General features: G+C 58.7%; 14 protein-coding genes and 6 pseudogenes. 9 read left to right on the forward strand and 11 right to left on the reverse strand.

Annotation, left to right across the window (positions count from 1 at the left end; genetic code table 11):
- A pseudogene (locus ACFOSU_RS10400) lies at nucleotides 1-352 on the forward strand (leucyl aminopeptidase); the annotation flags it as partial.
- Between the two features lie 143 nt (nucleotides 353-495).
- On the opposite strand, the pseudogene ACFOSU_RS10405 reads toward ACFOSU_RS10400, so the two are convergent.
- Nucleotides 496-1,544, reverse strand: a pseudogene (locus tag ACFOSU_RS10405) (IS3 family transposase).
- A 103-nt stretch (nucleotides 1,545-1,647) separates the two neighbouring features.
- Here ACFOSU_RS10405 and ACFOSU_RS10410 point away from each other — a divergent pair.
- A pseudogene (locus ACFOSU_RS10410) lies at nucleotides 1,648-1,797 on the forward strand (IS3 family transposase); the annotation flags it as partial.
- A gap of 311 nt (nucleotides 1,798-2,108) precedes the next feature.
- Here ACFOSU_RS10410 and ACFOSU_RS10415 read toward each other — a convergent pair.
- The 4 genes and pseudogenes from ACFOSU_RS10415 to ACFOSU_RS10430 form a co-directional block, all read right to left on the reverse strand.
- A pseudogene (locus ACFOSU_RS10415) lies at nucleotides 2,109-3,548 on the reverse strand (IS1182 family transposase).
- Nucleotides 3,549-3,735: 187 nt separating this feature from the next.
- Nucleotides 3,736-3,978 carry a hypothetical protein gene (locus ACFOSU_RS10420; protein ID WP_380689279.1) on the reverse strand — a complete coding sequence of 81 codons (243 nt, stop codon included), beginning with the start codon at nucleotides 3,976-3,978 and terminating at the stop codon, nucleotides 3,736-3,738.
- A 364-nt stretch (nucleotides 3,979-4,342) separates the two neighbouring features.
- Nucleotides 4,343-4,675, reverse strand: coding sequence for a YnfA family protein (locus ACFOSU_RS10425; protein WP_380689281.1), 333 nt, complete (start codon nucleotides 4,673-4,675; stop codon nucleotides 4,343-4,345).
- Nucleotides 4,672-5,091, reverse strand: a complete 420-nt coding sequence (locus ACFOSU_RS10430; protein WP_380689283.1) for a MerR family transcriptional regulator — start codon at nucleotides 5,089-5,091, stop codon at nucleotides 4,672-4,674. Before ACFOSU_RS10430 ends, ACFOSU_RS10425 begins: the two co-directional genes overlap by 4 nt.
- Nucleotides 5,092-5,228: 137 nt before the next feature.
- Between ACFOSU_RS10430 and ACFOSU_RS10435 the strand changes: the two genes are divergently transcribed.
- From ACFOSU_RS10435 to ACFOSU_RS10445, 3 genes and pseudogenes are all read left to right on the forward strand, one after another.
- Nucleotides 5,229-5,801: a cation diffusion facilitator family transporter gene (locus ACFOSU_RS10435; protein WP_380689285.1), complete on the forward strand. Its 573-nt coding sequence runs from the start codon at nucleotides 5,229-5,231 to the stop codon at nucleotides 5,799-5,801.
- Nucleotides 5,802-5,949: 148 nt separating this feature from the next.
- A pseudogene (locus tag ACFOSU_RS10440) lies at nucleotides 5,950-6,902 on the forward strand (cation diffusion facilitator family transporter).
- Nucleotides 6,903-7,166: 264 nt separating this feature from the next.
- The gene (locus ACFOSU_RS10445; RefSeq protein WP_380689287.1) at nucleotides 7,167-7,823 is read left to right on the forward strand and encodes a class I SAM-dependent methyltransferase; all 657 of its coding nucleotides are present in this window, start codon (nucleotides 7,167-7,169) and stop codon (nucleotides 7,821-7,823) included.
- Nucleotides 7,824-7,906: 83 nt separating this feature from the next.
- Here ACFOSU_RS10445 and ACFOSU_RS10450 read toward each other — a convergent pair whose 3' ends face one another.
- Nucleotides 7,907-8,947 carry a hypothetical protein gene (locus tag ACFOSU_RS10450; RefSeq protein WP_380689289.1) on the reverse strand — a complete coding sequence of 347 codons (1,041 nt, stop codon included), beginning with the start codon at nucleotides 8,945-8,947 and terminating at the stop codon, nucleotides 7,907-7,909.
- Between the two features lie 356 nt (nucleotides 8,948-9,303).
- Nucleotides 9,304-9,576 (reverse strand): metal/formaldehyde-sensitive transcriptional repressor, encoded by a 273-nt coding sequence (locus tag ACFOSU_RS10455; protein WP_380689292.1) that lies wholly within the window; start codon nucleotides 9,574-9,576, stop codon nucleotides 9,304-9,306.
- Nucleotides 9,577-9,642: 66 nt separating this feature from the next.
- Here ACFOSU_RS10455 and ACFOSU_RS10460 point away from each other — a divergent pair, with 66 nt between their 5' ends.
- The 4 genes and pseudogenes from ACFOSU_RS10460 to ACFOSU_RS10475 all read left to right on the forward strand — a co-directional run bounded on the left by ACFOSU_RS10460 (nucleotide 9,643) and on the right by ACFOSU_RS10475 (nucleotide 15,324).
- Nucleotides 9,643-10,842, forward strand: a complete 1,200-nt coding sequence (locus ACFOSU_RS10460; RefSeq protein WP_380689295.1) for an MFS transporter — start codon at nucleotides 9,643-9,645, stop codon at nucleotides 10,840-10,842.
- A gap of 325 nt (nucleotides 10,843-11,167) precedes the next feature.
- Nucleotides 11,168-11,734, forward strand: coding sequence for a recombinase family protein (locus tag ACFOSU_RS10465; RefSeq protein ID WP_380689297.1), 567 nt, complete (start codon nucleotides 11,168-11,170; stop codon nucleotides 11,732-11,734).
- Nucleotides 11,735-11,736: 2 nt separating this feature from the next.
- A pseudogene (locus ACFOSU_RS10470) lies at nucleotides 11,737-14,706 on the forward strand (Tn3 family transposase).
- 243 nt (nucleotides 14,707-14,949) lie between these two features.
- Nucleotides 14,950-15,324, forward strand: coding sequence for a hypothetical protein (locus ACFOSU_RS10475; RefSeq protein ID WP_380689299.1), 375 nt, complete (start codon nucleotides 14,950-14,952; stop codon nucleotides 15,322-15,324).
- A 157-nt stretch (nucleotides 15,325-15,481) separates the two neighbouring features.
- Here ACFOSU_RS10475 and ACFOSU_RS10480 read toward each other — a convergent pair whose 3' ends face one another.
- Genes ACFOSU_RS10480 through ACFOSU_RS10495 form a run of 4 tightly spaced genes read right to left on the reverse strand, consistent with a single transcriptional unit; the run spans nucleotide 15,482 to nucleotide 20,918 of the window.
- On the reverse strand, nucleotides 15,482-16,387 hold the full coding sequence (locus ACFOSU_RS10480) for a cation diffusion facilitator family transporter (protein WP_380689301.1): 906 nt from the start codon (nucleotides 16,385-16,387) through the stop codon (nucleotides 15,482-15,484).
- Between the two features lie 57 nt (nucleotides 16,388-16,444).
- Nucleotides 16,445-17,473, reverse strand: a complete 1,029-nt coding sequence (locus tag ACFOSU_RS10485) for a tetratricopeptide repeat protein (protein ID WP_380689303.1) — start codon at nucleotides 17,471-17,473, stop codon at nucleotides 16,445-16,447.
- Nucleotides 17,470-17,799: a P-II family nitrogen regulator gene (locus ACFOSU_RS10490; protein WP_380689305.1), complete on the reverse strand. Its 330-nt coding sequence runs from the start codon at nucleotides 17,797-17,799 to the stop codon at nucleotides 17,470-17,472. The genes ACFOSU_RS10485 and ACFOSU_RS10490 overlap by 4 nt, the downstream gene beginning before the upstream one ends.
- A 14-nt stretch (nucleotides 17,800-17,813) precedes the next feature.
- Complete coding sequence (locus ACFOSU_RS10495) at nucleotides 17,814-20,918, reverse strand: efflux RND transporter permease subunit (RefSeq protein ID WP_380689307.1); 3,105 nt, start codon at nucleotides 20,916-20,918, stop codon at nucleotides 17,814-17,816.
- Between the last annotated feature and the right edge of the window lie 6 nt (nucleotides 20,919-20,924).

Consider the following 20,924-nt stretch of genomic DNA (forward strand, 5'->3'; position numbering starts at 1 on the left):
TGTGGTGGCCCTGGGTGCGCACGCGGCCGGGCTGTTCTCCAACAACAGCCCGCTGCGCCGCAGCCTGCGCGACGCCGGCGAGACCGTGGGCGATCGCGCCTGGCCTATGCCGCTGTGGGAGGACTACCAGTCGCAGCTGGATTCCAACTTCGCCGACATGGCCAATATCGGCGGCAAGGGTGCGGGCGCGGTCACCGCGGCCAGCTTCCTGCACCGCTTCGCGCGCAAGCTGCGCTGGGCGCATCTGGACATCGCCGGCGTGGCCTGGAAATCCGGCAAGGACAAGGGTGCGACCGGCCGCCCGGTCGGGCTGCTGGTGCAGTATCTGGTGGATCGCGCGCAATACGAGTAGAACCGCGTCGCCAAATTGTGCACTTGACCGAGGCTATCCGCAGCCCTTCCCTCAACTTCTGTTGTCGGCCCAAAGCTGCCCTTCACGCTGATCTATAGCTGCCCGGGTAATCCCCCAATTTTTAACGCGAATCAAAAGTGGAGCTAAGCGGCCATGCCCAGTTTCTGCTTGGGTGTGATGCCGCCGAGCGCCATGTTCGGGCGTTCGTTGTTGTAAGCCCAGAGCCATTCGGTCGCGGCGTCCTGGACGTTAGCGATCGATTCAAATAGTGTTTGGCTCAACCAGTCGGTTCGTACGGTTCGGTTGTAGCGCTCGACGTATGCGTTTTGCTGCGGCTTGCCGGGCTGAGCGTAATGCCGTGTTTCTCGGCCCAGACCGTCAGTGGACCGCTGACGTACTCCGGCCCATTGTCACAGCGGATCGCCTTCGGTTTCCCGCGCCATTCCATGATCTGCTCCAGGCTGCGGATGACCCGTGCCGAGGGCAGGGATAGATCGACTTCGATCCCCAGTCCTTCCCGGTTGTAATCGTCGATGACGTTGAACCACCGGAAGCCTCGGCCATCACTGAGCTGATCGTGCATGAAATCCATGGACCAGGCGTGGTTGATCGCCTCGGGCTCCGCCAGTTTCTCCTGCACCTCGCGCCACAAGCGCTTGCGCGGCTTGATCCGTAGATTCAATTCGAGCTCACGATAGATTCGATACACGCGCTTGTGATTCCAGCGAAAGCCCTTGACGTTGCGCAGGTACAAAAAAGCACAAGCCAACGCCCCAACGACAGTGGGTATCGGCCAGACGTATTAACCAATACGCGATCTCGGCATTTTCATCGGATAATCGGGGCTGGTACCGGTAGCACGTCGCACTGATCGAAAACGCAGCACAGGCCATGCGGATGCTGATCCCGTGCTCAGCCACGCTGCGCTGGGCCATCTCGCGGCGGCGAGATGGCCTTACCACTTTTTTGTGAGCGCCTCCTGGACGATCTCGGCCTTGAGGCGTACTTCGGCATACATCTTCTTGAGGCGCCGGTTTTCGTCCTCGAGCTCTTTCATGCGGGCCATGAGCGAGGCGTCCATGCCGCCGTACATGCTGCGCCACTTGTAGAACGTGGCCGAGCTCATGCCGTGTTCACGACAGAGCTCCGGTACCGGCGTGCCGGCCTCAGCCTGTTTGAGGATCGCCAGGATCTGGCTGTCGGTGTAACGGGATTTCTTCGCGGGAACCTCCCCGGTTCAGGGTGCGAGAAAATTCCACTTCTGACCCGCGCTCTTTTCTGGGGGGATTACCAACCGGCGGCGCTATCAGACGCTAACCGAAGCCCGGACCGATGTCTTCGACTATATCGAGCGCTTCCATAATCCGCGTATCCGACAGCGCATGGCTGCTGAAGATCAAAAGTATCCGTTAACCTGTTCTCAACCGTCCGCGGAAACGGCGTAGAACCCCATGCTTTGGACAAGACTTCACGAAGCTGCGAAAACCTAGCAGTGATTTTGCCAGGCTATAGTGGCTGGATCCATGCATCTGCCTCACTTCGACCAGCGAGCTGTGGATATCCGCTATGGGTCCAGGCTGTGTGAAAACGCGTGAGCCGGCGTCCTTTACCCATTAGCTGCTGCATACTTTAGGCGCTGAAGGTCTCGTGTGGCAGCAATGGATCAGAGTAAACAGAACGCAGGACCGTGACTTCATCACGCCTGATATGGGCCCCAGAGCGCTTTGAAAGGGCTGCTTACAAGAGCCGGGCACGCTCAGGTAGCCATTACCCGCATCAGAGGTCCGATTCCGAGGATTCGCATCACGCGTTTCAGATTGTAGGCCAGCACATGCAGACTCATTTCCGTTCGCACATGCGCGAGCGTGCGCATCAGGAAGTGTGTCGAGCCCATCCAGTACTTGAGCGTGCCGAAGGGATGCTCGACCGTCTGTCGCCGTATCCGCATCAGATTCGGATCCAGATCCAAGCGTTGCTGCATGGTCTCGAGCACTGACTCGTGCTCCCATCGCTTGACGCGGCGTTGCGCCGCCGACGTGCACTGCGCCTTGATCGCACACGTCTTGCAGGCTGAGCTCCAGTAGCAATGGAGCGTCTGGCCTTTCTCCACCGTGGTAAAGCGCCAGATCAAGGTCTGATTGGCCGGGCAACGATAGGTGTCGCTGTCGGGCTCGTAGATGAAGTCGCGTTTTCCGAACTGACCACGGGCTTGGCTGTTGGAAGTCTGCGGTTTGGGCACGTGAACCTGGATGCCAGCGGCCTCGCAGGCCACGATCTGTTCGCCGTTGAAATATCCCCGGTCGGCGACCGCAGTCAGTCTCTCGGTCTGCATGATCGAACGGGCTCGATCCGCCATCGGCTGCAGTTGCGTGCGATCGTGGCCGACGTTGGTGACTTCGTGATCAACGATCAGGTGACGTTCTGCATCGACAGTCGATTGAACGTTGTAGCCGACCATCCCAGAGCCTTTGCCGCTCGTCGCCATGGAGCGCGCGTCCGGATCAGTCAATGAAATCTGATGATCCGGGGCGTCGTCTACAGCTTTCGCCATGAACTGCATGCGCTGTATTTCCGATCGCGGCGTGTCGATCTTGTCTCGAAGTCTTGTCGTGCGGACTTCGGTGAGGCCGCTTCGGCTCTGACGATCAGCACTATCGAGCTCTGATAGGTAGCGGGCGACACTGGCTTCGATTTGCTCGATGCGTCGTTTGACCTTCGCGCGGGTGAAATTGCGATCACGGCTGTTAACGGCCTTGAACTTGCTGCCGTCGATGGCCACCAGCGCCTGCGAGAAAAGGTTTAGACGACGGCACAGCATCACGAACTCACGGCATACGCGTTGAATTGCTGGACCATTGTTACGGCGGAAATCCGCGATCGTCTTGAAGTCGGGCGCCAGACGACCGGTCAACCACATGAGCTCGATATTGCGTTGAGCTTCGCGTTCCAGCCGTCGGCTGGATTACACACGGTTTAGGTACCCGTAGATATAGATCTTGAGCATCGTGGCCGGGTGATAGCCGGGCCGACCGGTGACTTGGACGACGACGCCTTCAAAGCCCAGATCGGTGAGGTCGAGGTTATCAACGAAGACATCAACCACTCGGACTGGATTGTCCTCGGTAACGTAGTCGTCGAGGCTTGCCGGCAGCAGCGCGCTCTGCGCGCGGTCATCACCAGTCACGAAACGACTCATTAAGCACTCCGCCAATGACCTGCGGAAAGTTTAGCCGACGCGCGGCGTTTTCACACAGCCTGGGTCGGATGCCGTCGTTAGCATCATGCAAACGTCATGGACATTATCGCGACATCCGGCATTTAAGACGGCATGGTCCATGGACATCCCTTCTATGCCGCTGGGGCTTTCAAGTATACGATTTTAGCTATGTCCATACCTCGACACCTAATCTGTACTCTTTGTACGAGCCTCGGCCGACCGCTCGACTGCCGAGCTGCCCCCAGTTGTCACCTGACAGGGCAGACAGTTTGTCTGCGAGCTTCTCGACGGTTTCAAGATCCATGACCTCCTCGACGGCCACCAGATCGAAGCGATTGATGACAGCGACGACTGAATCGAGGTTCTTTTTCGATCCCCACCCATTATAATTACCGCGCAACAGTTGCATATCTATACGTCATTGTTTTTATTGAATAATTTGTCAAGCAACACTCTTGGGCGCTCTTAGCTCCTGAGATTATGGAAAGTCGGTAAAAAAACATACCCGGTCCGTTTGCGCGGCAGGTGCGCTACGCTAAATCCCTTATCGTAGCTCGACGCATAAGACGGTCGTATCACGAGATCTCTTACATATTGACCGCAACCCAAAGTACGTCTCGCAGCTTGTGGTGCTCTCTGGACCAATGTCTTGCCGGCCGACGTGCAAGGCGGTATCTCGCCCTTTCTGTCGATTTACTTATTGAGCTCGTTAACTTGGCAACCGAGGATGATCGACATCGCGGCCTCCGGTGCAGGCACTGCTACTACCGGCTTTACGGCTGACGCGAGCCGAGCAGGATGATAGCCATGCCGATCAAACTGACCGTAACGCCGATTACGTCGGTTGCGCTGGGCCGTATCGATTCGACCAACCAAAGCCAGATCAGCGCCACACCGATATATACGCCGCCATAGGCGGCATACACCCGCCCGGCTGCTTGCGGGTGCAGCGTCAGTAACCACGCGAAAACGGCCAAGCTTAACGCGGCCGGCACGAGCAGCCAGATACTGCCGTCTTCTCGGAGCCATCGATACGGCAGATAACAGCCCAACAGCTCGGCGACTGCCGTCAGCACAAATAGCGCAAACGTGATCAGGACATTCAAACCGTATCTTTGTCGTGGCTTTCGGATTCCGACAGCGCGGCAAGAATGCCACAATCCTGCATCCGATGATGCCCGCTACAGGCGGCTTGTAGGCGCAACAGCCGGGCTTCGAGCTCACGCAATTGCCCGATACGAGTTTCAACCGAACCAAGCTGCTCAGCTAGCAGCGTATCCACGGCTTCACAAGGCTGCTGCGGGTGATCTGCCAAGCGGAGCAAGTCGACGACCGACGCAATGGAGAACCCCAGTTCGCGCGCACGATTTACGAATGCCAAGCGCGCTATATCCCCCGACTGGTAATAGCGATAGTCGTTGTCGCCACGTTGCGCGGGTGGCAACAAGCCCGCCCGTTCGTAATAACGGATCGTGGAGGCTGGACATCCAGCTTGCCGAGCCGCTTCCGCTATCGTAAACATTGCTTTTCCTTTGGTTGACCTTCAACTGACTTTAACGTTGATGATGGCGCAGTCAACTGAAATTGGAGAAAGCCATGGCTGGTTGTTGCAGTGAAAATGATGTCCATCTTCAGCACATGCGCAGTCGGCAGGCGCGCATGCTCTGGGCCGTACTTGCGATCAACACCGTTATGTTCCTGTTCGAGTTCACTGCTGGCTGGCTGGCCTCGTCAACAGCGCTCATGGGTGATTCGCTCGACATGCTGGGCGATTCCATGGTCTATGGTCTGAGCCTGTTCGTGGTTGCGAAAAGCATGCGCTGGAAGGCGTTATCAGCCGGATTCAAAGGCCTGATCATGCTCACCTTCGGTTTGCTCGTGCTTGGTGAAGCGGCGACCAAAGCCGTGGCTGGACAGACGCCCGAGCCGACCATCATGGCGATCGTCGGCCTGATTGCGCTCGTCGCGAACGTGGTCTGTCTTGTGCTCCTCACGCGCCACCGCAGCGACGACGTGAATATGCGTTCCTCCTGGATCTGTTCGCGCAACGATCTGTTCGCGAATGGCGGCGTATTGGTCGCCGCCGTTCTAGTCGCGTTTACGAACAGCGTATGGCCCGACGTCGCAGTAGGCACGATCATCGCCGGGCTATTTCTGCATTCATCGGTAGGTGTCTTGCGTGATGCACGCACGAGTTTTTCCGAGCCACGCCCCGTGGCCGTTAACGAATAAAGCGTCGCTGACCTTTTCCTTGTTGGCCGAGCCTGCAATTGTGTAACGCGGTTATACAAACATATATTCAATTGTAGTAGTGAAAAGGCGGACAATGACCGACCGCGCCGCATGTCGGTCGTTCGAGCACAGCGAAACGGAGCTTTTTATGCGTCATGATCATAGTCATCACGATCACAGCCATGCCATTTCTGCCGACGCGGATCGACGCTATCTGTATACCGCCCTTGGTTTGTTGGTCGCCTTCATGATGTTTGAGGTCGTGGTCGGTATTGTGGTCAATTCGCTGGCGCTGATCGCGGATGCTGGCCATATGCTTACAGACGCGGGCGCGATTGGGCTGGCACTGGTAGCGATGAGCCTGGCGAGCCGCCCGGCCAGCGGTCGGTACACATTTGGACTAAAGCGGTCTGAAATCCTGAGCGCGCAAGCCAACGGCATCACGCTTCTGCTTTTATCGGTGTGGTTTCTCATCGAGGGCGTCTTGAGGCTGATAGAGCCGCCGCAGGTCGACGGACTGTTCGTCGGGGTAGTGGCGCTTGTCGGCATCGTGTTCAATCTCGGCGCGACCTGGGCTCTGAGCAAGGCCAATCGTGAAAGCCTCAACGTCGAAGGCAGTTTTCAGCACATTCTGACCGACTTTATGCCTTTATTGCGACCGCGATTGCGGGCTTTGCCATTTGGTGGACCGGCTGGTATCGGCTGGACGCCGTGGCCGCGCTGATCGTGGCCGCGCTGATGCTCAAAGCGGGAATAGGTCTCGTGCGTGAGTCCGGACGAATCTTCCTCGAGGCCGCCCCCGTTGGTTTGCATCCGGAAACCCTAAATGAAGCTATCCGCGACGTACCTGGCGTTCTAGGTGTAGATGATCTGCACGTCTGGAAAGTCACCTCGGGCATGCCCTGCGTGTCGGGCGATATTCTGGTCGGCACAAACGCCGACTGCCATGCGATCCGGCGCGCCGTCCAAAGGATGCTGCACGACGGCTTCAAGATTGAGCACAGCACGCTCCAGGCCGAACATGTAACCGATGATTCGGCGCGTATCACCATGGAGGAAGGGTCGGGCGATTCGTGTGTGTTCGCTGGCGGTCACGCGTAAACGTGTCGTCCGCACGCTCATCGGCGGGAGCTGGATCGCTCACAACGGCTGGTTTCATACCAAGCTCGTTCTCGTCCTACTTCTGCTCGCCTTCCGCGGCTGGTATCAGGTGCAAAACAAAATTTGGCGAAAACCGCAATCACGGCACGCCGGGTTACTTTCGGGCCACGAGCGGGATGCCTACCGTCTCGCTGTTCCTGATTCTCTCGCTCGTCAAGATCAAGCCGTTTTAGATTTACATGGATAAAGTTGCTCGGAGTTCATATGGCGTGGGACAAAAACGAGTTTCGCAAGCGCTACAACACACTGGCCCGCCTCTACGACCCAGGATTGGGGTTATATAGAGCTGTTGGCTTGCGTATCGAGGCATATCGACAGCAGACCGTTGCCGCGTTGCAGCTTCGGCCGGGCGATACCGTGGTCGATCTCGGATGTGGTACTGGTTTAAACTTCCCTTATTTACATGCTGCGATCGGTGAATCCGGTAATATTATCGGTGTGGACCTGACACCGGCGATGTTGGCAAAGGCGAAGCATCGCGTGCATAAGGCCGGCTGGAACAATGTCACGTTGATCGAGGCGGATATTTCAACGTTCCATTTGCCGCCGCAGGCGAACGGCATTTTAGCCACCCTGGCGCTGGCCACCGTGCCCGATTACAGCCACGTAGTCGCGAAAGCCGCATCCTCTGTGAATGCGGGCGCGCGGATTGCCAATTTTGAACTGCAATGGCCGGAGCGCTGGCCGACCTGGCTGGCCCGTTTGGCTGTCTTTTTGAATCGGCCGGCCGGGGTGACGCCCGATATCGTCAGGCGGCGACCGGCCACTGCGATCGAACGGTACTTCGAGCACGTTGAGACGCGAGAACTTTATTTTGGCGCCGCTTATATCTGTTCCGGCGCGGTTCCGGAGAGGAGCTAATCAAGAGTCTGTGTGCCGCCCAAACCGGCCGCAAAAAGCACGTTGTTCCCTCGGCCATGCGTAATTTTCGGACCGTTCTGGCTTCAGCCCACGCCGTAACGCCCTCTGAAAGTGCATAAGAGCAAATCACCAGCCCGGCCATTGAATCGGCCCACCAACAGTGGAATAAGGCGTTTAGCACGAGACCAAGCAGTACTGCGCCCGCCAGCCCCATCGACCAGCGTCACACGGGCCTCGGTGTTGAGCACGGTATTGTCGAGCGCCACCCCGGTGGCGTGTTTGGCCCAAGCTAGCGTCAGCATCGCGGTTACGGTCAAGACGAGCCAGCCGATACCGGGGAGTGAAATGTTGGGATGCACGCCGACGGCAAACGCGTAAGCGGTTTGTCCCAGAATGTAGATCCCTAGCGCAAAAAATGCGATTGAAATCAGGCACAGTGCCAGCGGCTCGCGGCCGTCATGGATATCGCGCAAAGGCCAGATCACGACCGTGGACGCACCGATCTCGATGAGAGAGTCGAGGCCGAAGCCGGCCAGCGCAATCGAATGCGCAACAATCGCAGCTGCAATGACAATCACAGTGCCCACGACATTCCACGCCAGGGTCACGTATTCGAGCCACAAACCGCGACGCAAGAGCGCTGCGGTCTCAATCTTTTCTGTCATACGCTTTCCGGCTGTTGCAGCTTGCCCCAGGCCTCGCGCAGCACGCCGACGGCCGTGTAAGCAAACAATGGTGAGCAAGATGCCGGTTTGGCTGTTGTTAGCGAAGCCGGCACCGAGCACCACGCCGTCAATAAAGAAGTCGATGCCGATGGTCGCGATCAGCCCGATCGCCAGCGGCGCTCCCTGACGCTTGGCCCGCCGCTCAGCGGCATCACTGACGTGGCGTAGCGTGAACATAACCACAATCCCGAGCGCGAAACCCACGATGGCGGGTAACGCCGCCGAGCACAGTACGCCCGGAATAAGTTCGATAGCCGCCGCCGCGAACACAACGCCGGCGGCCAAGTGTTGCACCACGCTGGTCGCCTGTTCTCCGGGCGCTCGGATCGCGGCCACGACCCCCGACAGTGCGGCAGCGGCCACCGGGATCAGCGTGTAGAGCAGCGGTTGTATATACAAGGCAGGATTCCCTCAGGCGGTACCTGTAGACACTGCGGCGGAAATAAATATAAAACAACATGTAAAGCAACGTATTACGTTGCTTTATTGTTAAGTCTAGGCTGTGTTCTCCTGCGTCCGCTGAATCGCAGTGCGTTGTATTGAATACCCTATGACCGCGTTGGGATTGTTGGGGTCAACTCACGAAACGAAAAATCGTGCGCTAAGTCTTCGAGCCAGCAGCAGAAGAGCGAAACGGACGCTGCCCGAGATATCTGTCCACGACCTGTCGATGTGCCCATGATTGGAACCTTGATCGTCAGCGGCCAATGGCGGATGCAGGGGTGATTTCTGGGCGGCCATGACGAACTCCGGTGTTATTTCAGATACGCGCGGACGATATCGATGAGTTCGACCGCACCTTCGGACCGTTGCTCGGCTGCCAGTGCCTCGGCGGCCACGTGCTCGTGGATATGGTCTTCGAGTACTTCGGCCATCAGGCCATTGAGGGCACCGCGCACGCCGGCGATGCGCTGCATGATGTCGGCACACTCTTTTTCTTCTTCAAGCGCCCGCTCAACCGCCTCCATTTGGCCCCGAATACGGCGCACTCGGTTTAATAGCTTCTGTTTCTCGCGGATCGTATGCACTTTGGTTTCTCGCCGTGGCTCACTCAGATAGTATAGCCCCCTATTCTATCACTCAAGCACTGCAACATGACGACGAAGCCCATCGGCGGCCTGTGGCGTAATCGGGTCTATCGACATCTGTTTGCCGCACAAATCTCGGCGCTGATCGGCACCGGTCTGACCACCATCGCCTTGGCGCTGCTGGCCTACGACCTGGCCGGCGGCAACGCGGGTCGCGTACTGGGCATTGCATTGGCGTGCAAGATGGTGGCCTATGTCGGGATCGCCCCGGTGGTGGGCGGCTATGCCCAACGCTTGCCGCGTAAGGTGTTGCTGGTAACGTTGGACCTGCTGCGGGCCGGGTTTGTCTTGTGTCTGCCCTGGGTGACGGCGGTATGGCAGATCTATGTGCTGATCTTTCTGCTAAACGGCTGCTCGGCGGGCTTTACACCGGTATTCCAGGCCACGATTCCCGAAGTGGTGCCCGATGACGCCCAATACACGCGCGCATTGGCGCTGTCTCGCTTGGCTTACGAGCTGGAGAATCTGCTCAGTCCGGCGCTGGCTACCGCGCTTTTGTTCCTCGTGTCTTATAACCAATTGTTCATGCTTAACGGACTGGCCTTTCTGGGTTCGGCGGCCCTGGTCGTGACGACCGCCCTACCGGCGGTTGCTGACGAAACGGGATCAATCAATGTCTGGCAGCGGGTATCGGCCGGCGTCCGTCGATATCTGGGCAACCATAGGCTACGCGCGGTGTTGGCGCTATACGCTGGGGTGGCCGCCGCCGGGGCCATGATTATCGTCAATACCGTGGTCTATGTGCGCCAGACGCTGGGCGGCGGCGATGTGCAGGTCGCGCAGGCGTTCATGGCCTCGGGCGCGGGCTCAATGCTCGCCGCGTTGTGGCTACCGCGCTGGCTGGACCGTCATTCCGAACGCTCTGCGATGCTCGCCGGCGGTCTGTTGCTCGGCCTGGCATTGCTAATCGGCGGTCTCTGGTTGCCGGGTTTTGCTGGCTTGCTTGCCGTGTGGTTCGTGCTGGGTATCGGCCTGGGTCTGATCCAGACGCCGGTCGGGCGCCTGCTGACTGCGGCCAGCGACAGCAGCAGCCGTCCGGGCGTGTTTTCGGCCCAATTTGCGTTGTCTCATGCCTGCTGGCTGGTCGGTTATCCGCTGGCTGGCGTGCTGGGTTCGGCGGTCGGACCGCGCCCAACCTTGCTGGTGCTCGGTGTCATTGCCCTGATTGCTTGGGCCGTAGCCGGCCGATTATGGCCGTTTGATTAAGAGGGCAGTTCAACCGAGGCACTCGCATATCGGCTGAGGCGTGTTCCTCGCGCGCGGCCTCCGAAAACTCTAGAAGAAATAACTCGGGTCGGCCAATCTCACGATCGCGACATTCTGCCAGGTTGGACTTTTGCGCCGCTGGAGGTGGGGAGACCCGGGCGAGAGCGCCATACATTTTCTTTTTTACGTCAGATTGAAGCACACCCTAACCGGACGTCAGGCCTCGAATACTAAAACTGTCAGAATAGGATCTATCCCTATATTTATTGACGCATTTTCTAAGGCTTATAGAGTTCATCCTGACACTTGAGTTCGGGAAGGCATTTTGAACGGTCACCGCATTGGTTATGTTCGCGTCAGTAGTCTCGATCAGAATCCGGAACGCCAGCTCGAGCAAGTCGCGGTCGATCGGGTGTTCACAGACAAGGCGTCCGGGAAAGATGTTCATCGGCCAGAGCTGGAACAGCTGATTTCCTTTGTTCGCGAGGGCGATACTGTCGTCGTCCACAGCATGGATCGGTTTGCACGTAACCTCGACGATCTGCGCCGTCTGGTCCAGTCGTTGACCCAGCGCGGTGTCGGCATCGAATTCATCAAGGAAAATCTGACCTTCACCGGCGAGGCCTCGCCGATGGCCAACCTGATGCTGTTCGTGATGGGCGCATTCGCCGAATTTGAGCGCGCACTGATTCGTGAACGTCAACGCGAAGGCATTGCCCTGGCCCGGAAACGCGGGGCGTATCGAGGCCGAAAGAAAGCGCTATCGCCCGACAGGATCGCTGAACTGCGGCAGCGCGTCGCGAATGGCGAGCAGAAGGCGAAGTTGGCTCGCGATTTTGGTATTGGTATCAGCCGTGAAACGCTCTATCAATACCTGAAGGCGGATGCCTGATCATGCCTCGTCGCCGCTTATTGATCGTTGCCGAGCGAGAAAGCCTGCTCGCCTTTCCGGCGACGGACGATGAACTCATCCGACGCTACGCGTTCTCCGAGCCCGATCTGTCGGTGATCCGACAGCGGCGTGGCCAACACAACCGATTCGGTTTCGCGGTGCAGTTGTGTTACCTGCGCTATCCCGGCATCGCGCTGCCGACTGATCCCGCCCCGCCTGCGTCCTTGTTGGCCCTCATCGGCCAGCAGTTCAGTATTGATCCCGACATTTGGCCGCAGTATGCCCAGCGGCCCGAAACCCGGCGTGAGCACTTAGCAGAATCGTAGGCCTGGTTGAATCTGTCGGCGTTCAGCCTAGTCGATTATCGGCGTCTCATCCTGCCGATCGCTGACTTGGCCCAACAAACGGACCGGGGCATCGTCTTGGCTGAGGCATTGGTCGAGATGCTACGGGAACAGCGCATCATCCTGCCGCCGCTGGATGTGATCGAGCGCGTATGCAGCGAAGCGCTCACGCGTGGCACCCGCTTGGTGTATGAAGCGCTGACCGAATCATTAACTGACCAGCATCGCCACGCCTTTGAGCAGCTTCTGGCGATCCGCAAGGAGAAGTCGAGCAGTGTCCTGGTCTGGCTGCGCCAGTCGCCTGGTCCGCAGCGGCCCAAACATATTCTGGTCCATCTCGAACGATTGCAGACCGTTCACGATCTCAACATCCCGGCCGGGCTCGAACACGCCGTCCATCAGAACCGTCTGCTGAAACTGGCCCGCGAAGGCGGGCAGATGACCGCTCAGCACTTGCGCGATCTGGAGCTGACCCGTCGCTACGCGACCCTGGTGGCCTTCATCCTCGATACACGGGCCACGCTGATCGACGAAATTATCGACCTGCACGATCGTTTCATGGGCTCGCTGTTCAGCAAAGCCAAGCGCAAGCACGCGGAACAATTCCAGCGCTCCGGCAAGGAGATCAACAACAAAGTACCTCTCTATTCGCGTATTGGGCGTGCGCTTATAGACGCCAAACAGTCCGGCAGCGATCCGGTTGCTGCCATCGAGGCGATCATGCTTGGGCGGTGTTCAGCGAAAGCATCGCCGAGGCAGAGAAGCTGGCGCAGTCGGAGGACTTCGATTATCTCGCCTTGATCGGCAGCGGCTTCAACTCGCTCCAACGCTATACGCCGACGTACTTGGATGCGCTGGACATGAAGGCCGCATCGGCAGCGCGCAAGCTACTCGCCGGCATCGAGCTGTTGAAAGACATGAATCAACGCCAAGCGCGCAAGGTGCCGAACGGTGCGCCGATCTGCTTCGTGCGCAAGCGCTGGGAAAGTCTGGTGTTTACACCGGACGGGCTTGATCGACGCTTCTATGAGCTGTGCGTGTTATCAGAGCTCAAGAACGCGCTGCGCTCGGGCGACATCTGGGACCAGGACTCGCGCCAATTCAAGGACTTCGAGGACTATCTGCTGCCGCCGACACGCTTCGCCGATCAGCGCGAGCAACAGAATCTCGGGTTGTCTGTCGAAACCGACTGCGAAACGCGATCTGGAATCGCGTTTGGCTGCGTTGGAGCATGAGCTGGCGGCCGTTGAACGCTTGGCGGCCGCCGACGAGTTACCCGATGCAGGTATTACATCCGCTGGGCGCCTCAAGATCACGCCGCTGGATAACGCCGTACCCGACAGTGCCGACGCGTTGATGCAACAGGCTTATAGCCGGTTGCCACACCTCAAGATTGCCGAACTCCTGTTGGAAGTCGATGACTGGACCGGCTTTACCGAACACTTCAAGCACCTCAAGAGCGGCGCGGTCGCAGGCGATCGGCAACTGCTGCTCACCACCATTCTGGCCGATGCGATCAATTTGGGCCTATCCAAGATGGCCGAATCGTGTCCTGGGACCACCTACGCCAAGCTGACTTGGCTGCAGGCATGGCACATCCGCGATGAGACCTATTCCGCGGGCCTGGCCGAGCTGGTTAACACGCAGTTCCGCCAACCGTTCGCGGCTTATAGGGGCGACGGCACGACTTCATCTTCAGACGGACAGAATTTCAAGGCCGGCGGTCGGGGCCAATTCGCCGGTCACGTGAATCTGAAGTACGGCCAGGAGCCGGGCGTGCAGTTCTACACGCACATTTCCGATCAGTACGCGCCGTTCCACTCCAAAGTCATCAATGCGACCGTACGCGATGCCACGCATGTCCTGGACGGGCTGCTCTACCTCGAATCCGACCTGCGGATCGAAGAGCACTACACGGACACGGCCGGCTTTACCGACCATGTGTTTGCGCTGATGCAGTTGCTTGGTTATCGTTTCGCGCCACGTATTCGCGATCTGGCCGACCGGCGCTTGTATATCCACGGCGACGCCAAGCGCTATCCCACGCTTGCAGGCATGATCGGCGACCGCGTCAACGTTAAACACATCCGAACGCATTGGGACGAGATCCTGCGTCTGGCCGCGTCGATCAAGCAAGGCACCGTGACGGCCTCTCTGATGCTCCGAAAACTTGGCAGCTATCCGCGCCAGAACGTGCTAGCGGTCGCATTGCGTGAGCTGGGCCGCATCGAGCGCACCTTGTTCGCACTCGACTGGATGCAAAACGTCGAGCTGCGCCGGCGCGTGCAGGTGGGTTTGAATAAGGGCGAGGCCAAGAATGCACTCGCCCGCGCGGTCTTCCTGAATCGGCTGGGTGAGATGCGCGATCGCAGCTACGAAAATCAGCGCTACCGCGCCAGCGGGCTCAATCTCGTGGTGAGCGCCATTATTCTTTGGAACACGGTCTATATAGAGCGAGCCATTCAAGCACTGCGCGAATCCGGACAGGAAATCGACGACACGCTACTGTCGCATCTGTCGCCGCTGGGCTGGGAGCACATCAACCTGACCGGCGACTATATCTGGCAACAGGATAAACGGGTCGAGCGGGGCCGCTTCCGGCCACTACGGACGCCACGAGAGGCTTAGCGTACGATTTTTTCCGTTTCGTGAGTTGACCCCGTGTTCGCGGCAGCGGCTATCGAACTTGTTCCGGGCGTATTGCACTCGGCGCCGCTACCCGCCATCGTCGGTTTCGGGCTGGGGATTCTGGTTATGTTCGCGATGCGTCACATCAGTGATGCAACAGAGCGGTGAGCCAAGCGGCGGGGTTCGCCGCTGGCGATCGGGCTGATCGCGACCATCGGCATCGACTTCTTTATTGACGGCGTGGTGCTCGGTGCCGGCTTCGCTAACAACAGCCAAACCGGCATCTTGCTCACCATCGCGATTACGCTGGAATATCTGTTCGTCGGCCTCGCCCTCGCGGCAACTCTGCCGACCCGGTCGCCTTGGGCATTGATCTCACTGCCGACTGGCCTTGCCCTATTTACGATTGTCGGTACGGCATTGGGTGTCGCCGTGCTTACTGGCGCCTCAAAACCGGTCATGGCCGCCGTGCTGGGCTTTGGCGCCATGGTGTTCATGTATCTGGTGACCGAAGAGCTTCTTGTCAAAGCGCATGAACAGGGCGATACCGCATTCGGGTCGGCCACTTTCTTCATCGGCTTCCTCTGCTATCTCCTGATTGAGCAGGCGCTCGCGTAGCTACTACCACAGAGACTTAGCGTACGAGCTTTTCTGTTTCGTGAATTGACCGCTCGCTGCGATCTAAAAACCGCTTCCGCAGGAGGGGACCTCGTCTCATTCGGCGAGAAAGGCAAGGCGCCACACTCGGGCGGCGGCTCTCGACGGTCGTAAACCGTCACGACCGCTTCTCGTCACCTGTACTCGTCTCACAATCAGCCAGGTTTACTGATGTTTCGGCCTGCAACGTCGTGTGTGTGATCTCGAATCGCTCGTTGAGCACCGCTTGCAGTTGTGGGAGAAGTGCTTCCCACTGAGTCATGTCAACTGGCTGGACGTGGGCCGAGAGGGCATGGCGGCTCGATGACAACGACCAAATGTGCACGTGATGAACGCCTGTGACGCCGTCAATCTTGACCAATTCCCGCTCGACTTCTCTGACATCAATGCCCTTCGGGACACCTTCCATGAGTACTCGCAATACGTCGCGTAGAATGCCAACACTACCGATGGCAATCAACACGCTGATGAACAGTGATAAAAGCGGATCGATCGGCAGCCAGCCGGTCATATAGATAATCAAGCCGGCCGCAAGCGCGGCCACTGAGCCAGCCAAGTCGCCCACGACGTGCAACAGCGCCGCTCGCACGTTCATGCTTTTTTCGCCGCGCATCAGAAGCCAGGCTACGGCAATATTCACGATCAGGCCGACGAACGCGACGGCCATCACCGTGGCGCCGCCAACCGGTTGCGGATTGGCCAGCCGCTCTATCGCTGCAATAACGATCCAGACGACAATGCCGAACATGAACAGAACGTTGACCAGTGCACCTATCACTTCGGCTCGGGGAAGCCCATAGGTGTGATTTGTAGAGGCGGGACGCTGGCTCAGCCACGCCGCAAAAGCACCGATTCCTAGTGACATGGAGTCCGTGATCATGTGGCCGGCGTCGGCCACCAAGGCCAACGAGTTGGCCCATAGGCCGCCCACTACTTCGACGCCCGCATATGCGGTCGTGAATAACAAGGCAACCAACAGCAGTTTAGTGCTGCCGTGACTATGACTGTGGTCATGTCCTGACATGATTATCTCCTGACAGGTTGGGTCAATAATCCAAGGCTCTATATCTTGCCAAGCGGATTAGTTCGCATCGCCCGCCTGAGAGCGCGACTCGAAGGCTTCCAAACCCGAAATCGGATCCGAGCTTCCGTTATCGAAATAGCTGTTTTCCCGATGGCCATGGGTTTGCGCGGGTGCAATTTGGGCGGCCAATTGTTTTGAGAGTGTTTTCGCCTGCTCAAGCTGTTCGGGGCCTAGTACTTTCGGGAAAGCCTCGCGGTTCTTGATGGCAGCAGGAACACCTTGACTGGCAGCCAATTCAGACCAAGCGTACGCTTTGACGAGATTCTTCTCGACTCCTTTGCCGAGCGCATACAGCGCACTGAGGTTGTATTGTGCGATCGGCGAATTGCGAAAAGCAGCGCGCTCGAGCCAGCGGAACGCTTTTTCATCATCGGCTGCGACCCCACTGCCCGATGCGTATTTCGTACCGACTTTTATCTGGGCGTCAACCACGCCCTGCCTAGCAGCTCTGATGAACCACAAGAACGCCGTAGCCTCGTTCTTCGTCACGCCTCGCCCATCTTCGTACAGCCGCCCAATATTATATTGAGCTGGCGCATACCCCTGGGCGGCGGAAGACTCATACAAAGTTGCAGCACGCGCCAAGTCTCGGGGCTCGTTGGCCTCGCCTTTGCGATACAGCTCGGCCAAGCGGAACTGGGCCAGTACCAATTCGCGGTCGGCGGCGGCATGCAGCCATTTCGATGCCTGCTCGGCGTCTTTCTCGCTTACATCGACGCCTTGAGTCAGCAACAAATACATATTGTACTGGGCCACCGGATGACCCTGTTCTGCGGCGCGTTGGAACCACTCGCGGGCCTTGTCCTCGTCCTTCCTTAGTCCATCGCCGATAGCATAGGCTTTTCCGATCGAATTCTGAGCCTCCGCTTCGCCCGCCTGTGCACGCTCGTAGGTCTTGAGGATACGGGTCCGAACTGCTTCGTTTTCGACCGTTATATCGGGCGATTGATCGGCCGAGCAGGCGCTGAGCAGGACGGCACATATCAACGCGAGACCCGTCAGTTTACGGATGTCATGGCGGCTCATGGCGCCCCCATATCAGAATCGTGTCCGCCATCGGCAATTCGAACGGCTCGACCGAGATCGGACACAAAAACCCGACCATCGCCAGGGTGTCCGCTCCCGGTGCGGGCATGGGAGACGATTGTCTCCACCACCCTGTCGGCCAAGGCGTCGCCGACATCGATCTCCAGTTTCGCCATATCAATTCGTACCAGGCCACCCTCCTCCGTGGCGTGGCCGTATTCGCGCAGATGCACTACGGCGATTCCGGGCATTCCCGGGATCGCCGCCAATGCATCGATGACCTTGTCGAGCATGTGCTCACGCACGTAGGCTTTTATTTCTTTCATGGGTTTGCTCCTGTTTACACGTCGACTTCGCGCCGAGGCTCGGCGAACCAGCGATAAATGCTAGGCAGCACCAGCAGCGTGAGCAGCGTCGAAGTGATGAGCCCACCGATGACGACGGCCGCCAGCGGGCGCTGCACGTTCGAGCCGATCCCATCGGCCAGCAGCAGCGGAATCAGGCCCAGGATCGCCACAGACGCGGTCATGAGAACGGGCCGCAGGCGATGCTCCGCGCCGGTGCGTACGGCCTCGGCGATCTCCATGCCCTGCTCGCGCAGCTGGTTGATATAGGAGACCAATACGACACCGTTGAGCACGGCCACACCGAAGACCGCGATGAAACCCACAGCCGCCGGCACAGAGACATAGAGCCCCGAAATCCAGAGCGCGAAAATACCGCCGGTGATAGCAAACGGCACGTTCAGGAATATCAACGCCGCATAGCGCAGGCTGCCGAAGGCGCTGAACAAAAGCAGAAAGATTAGCCCCAGCGTGACCGGTACCACTAAATAAAGTCGCGCCATAGCCCGTTGCTGATTCTTGAACTGACCCCCGAACTCCACGAAATAACCCGGCGGCATGTCCACGTTCGCGTCGATGCGCTGTTTCAGGTCGCGCACGACGCTGCCCATGTCGCGGCCGCGTACGTTCATCTGTACGTAGATACGCCGGCTTGCCTTCGACCGCGAGATCTTCTTAGGCCCGGTGTATACCTCGATATCGGCCACCCGCGACAACGGAATGATCTCGCCGCTGCTGCTGCGCAGCGGCAAGGCCCGAATCGAATCCAGTCGCTCACGCTGATCGGCTTTTAGCCGCAGGAAGATATCGAACCGGCGCACTTTGTCGAAGACCTGGCCAACGGTTGCGCCACCGACACCGACGTTGAGCGTGCTAAGCACGTCATCCACAGCAATACCGTAGCGCGCCAACGCGCCGCGATCCGGCTTGACCACGATCTGGCGCTTGCCGCTTTGCTGTTGCATACGTACATCGACAGCCCCGGGCACCTGGCGTGCCTGTGCGCTGACCTCCTGCCCGATTCGGGCCAACGTTTCCAGGTCCTCGCCGAAGATGCTGCCGACCAATTGGGCCTGCACCCCGGACAGCAGTTCGTCGGTGCGCAGCTGGATGGGCTGGGAGAAGTTGTTGGCCAGGCCAGGAACCTGCTCGTTGACCTTTTCGGACATGGCCGCTTGCAGCTGCTCGTACGAGCGTCCCGACTGCCATTCATCCAAGGGCTTGAGATTGACCGTGGTGGCAACCACGTTAACCGGTTCGGGGTCGCCCCCCACCTCGGCACGACCCACCCGCGAATAGCTGCCGGTAACTTCGGGAAAATCGCCCATCACCGACTCGACTCGCTTACCGTAGTCGATCGCCGAAGCCAGGCTGGCGCCCGGTGGCAAGGTGGAACGCACCATGAACGTACCTTCGCGCAGCGTAGGCACAAATTCCGTACCCAACTGTGGAAAGATCGCCAGACTGCCGACGAACAGTACCAAGGCAATGCCAAGAACCACGGCCGGCACCTTGAGGGCGGCGTCGCGTAGCGGCCGATAGCCGCGCTTGATCCAGCCAATGAGCCGCGGTTCGCCGTGCACACTGTCTTTCTTGAATACCAGCGTGGTCAATACCGGTACCAAGGTCAGCGCCAGCAGCAACGCACCCAGCAGGGCGAAACTGATGGTATAGGCCATGGGCGAGAACAGCTTGCCTTCCACGCCCTGAAGGGTGAACAGCGGTAGAAAGACGATGATGATGATGCCCATGGCGAATACGATCGGTCGGGCCACCTCGCGTGCGGCCTCCCCGACCAGCCGGAGCATCGAGATATCCTCGCCCGCCCGCTCTTCGAGATGGCGAAAGATATTTTCGATCATCACCACCGAACCATCGACCATCATGCCGATGCCAATCGCCAAGCCACCGAGACTCATGAGATTGGCAGACAGCCCCACCGCGTTCATCGCGATGAATGCGACCAGTACCGACAGCGGCAGGCTAGCGACCACGATCAGCGTCGAACGCAGATTGCCGAGAAACAGATAGAGCAGGATGAATACGAGCACCGCGCCTTCGAGCAAGGCGTCCTCGACAGTGCCGATCGCTTTCTCGACCAACTGCGACTGGGAATAGTAGGCGTTGATACTCAGACCGTCGGGTAAGGATTGGTCGATCGCTTGGATACGCTCCTCGACGTCCGCCAAGACCTGCTGGGTGTTGGTCCCGATCAGCTTGAGCACGTAGCCGCCGACCGCTTCCTCGCCGCTGGCCAATTGGGTCCCGCGGCGAATCGCTGCACCGAACTCCACTTCGGCGACGTCGCCAATCGTCACAGGGGTCCCATTATTCTCTGCGACGACGATGTTGCGGATGTCGGCGAGCCCTTGCTCGTTTGGCGCGATCCAGCCATAGCCGCGAACGATATATTCCTCGCCGCCACGTTCGATGAACGATGCCCCCACGTTGCGATTGTTGGACTCGAGCGCAGCACGCACGTCGGCCACGGTCAGGCCGCGCGCGAGCAGCGCGTTGCTGTCGAGCTGGACCTGGTATTGCTTTTCATCACCGCCGATCGACAGCACACCGGTAACGCCGGGCACCGTCAAGAGCTGCGGTTTGACGATCCAATCCTGAATCTCGCGCTTTTCCATCAGCGAGAAATCGGCACCTTTCTCGGCCTCCAGGGTGTACTTCAGGATATTGCCCAACCCGGTGGTGATCGGCCCAAGCTGCGGTTCGCCCAGCCCGGCCGGAATCTCACGGCGTGCCGCGGTCAGGCGTTGACTGACCAACTGGCGGGCGAAATAGATATCCGTGCCGTCTTGGAAATAAACGCTGACCCGCGACAGCCCGAAGATAGACGTGGACTGCACTTTCTCCAAACGAGGCAATCCATACATGCTGATTTCGACGGGATAGGAGATCTGGGTTTCGATATCGACCGGCGACAAACCAGGCGAGGCCGTGAATATCTGTACCAACGTCGGCGACGCGTCCGGATACGCGTCTACCGCGAGCTGCTGGTAGGACAGATAACCGCCAATGGCCAGTGCGACCACGGCTACAAGCACCATCAAGCGATTCGCTAGCGCGTAGCGAACAATTGCATCAATCATGGGTGG

The organism is Salinisphaera aquimarina (assembly GCF_042643355.1).
GTDB lineage: Bacteria > Pseudomonadota > Gammaproteobacteria > Nevskiales > Salinisphaeraceae > Salinisphaera > Salinisphaera aquimarina.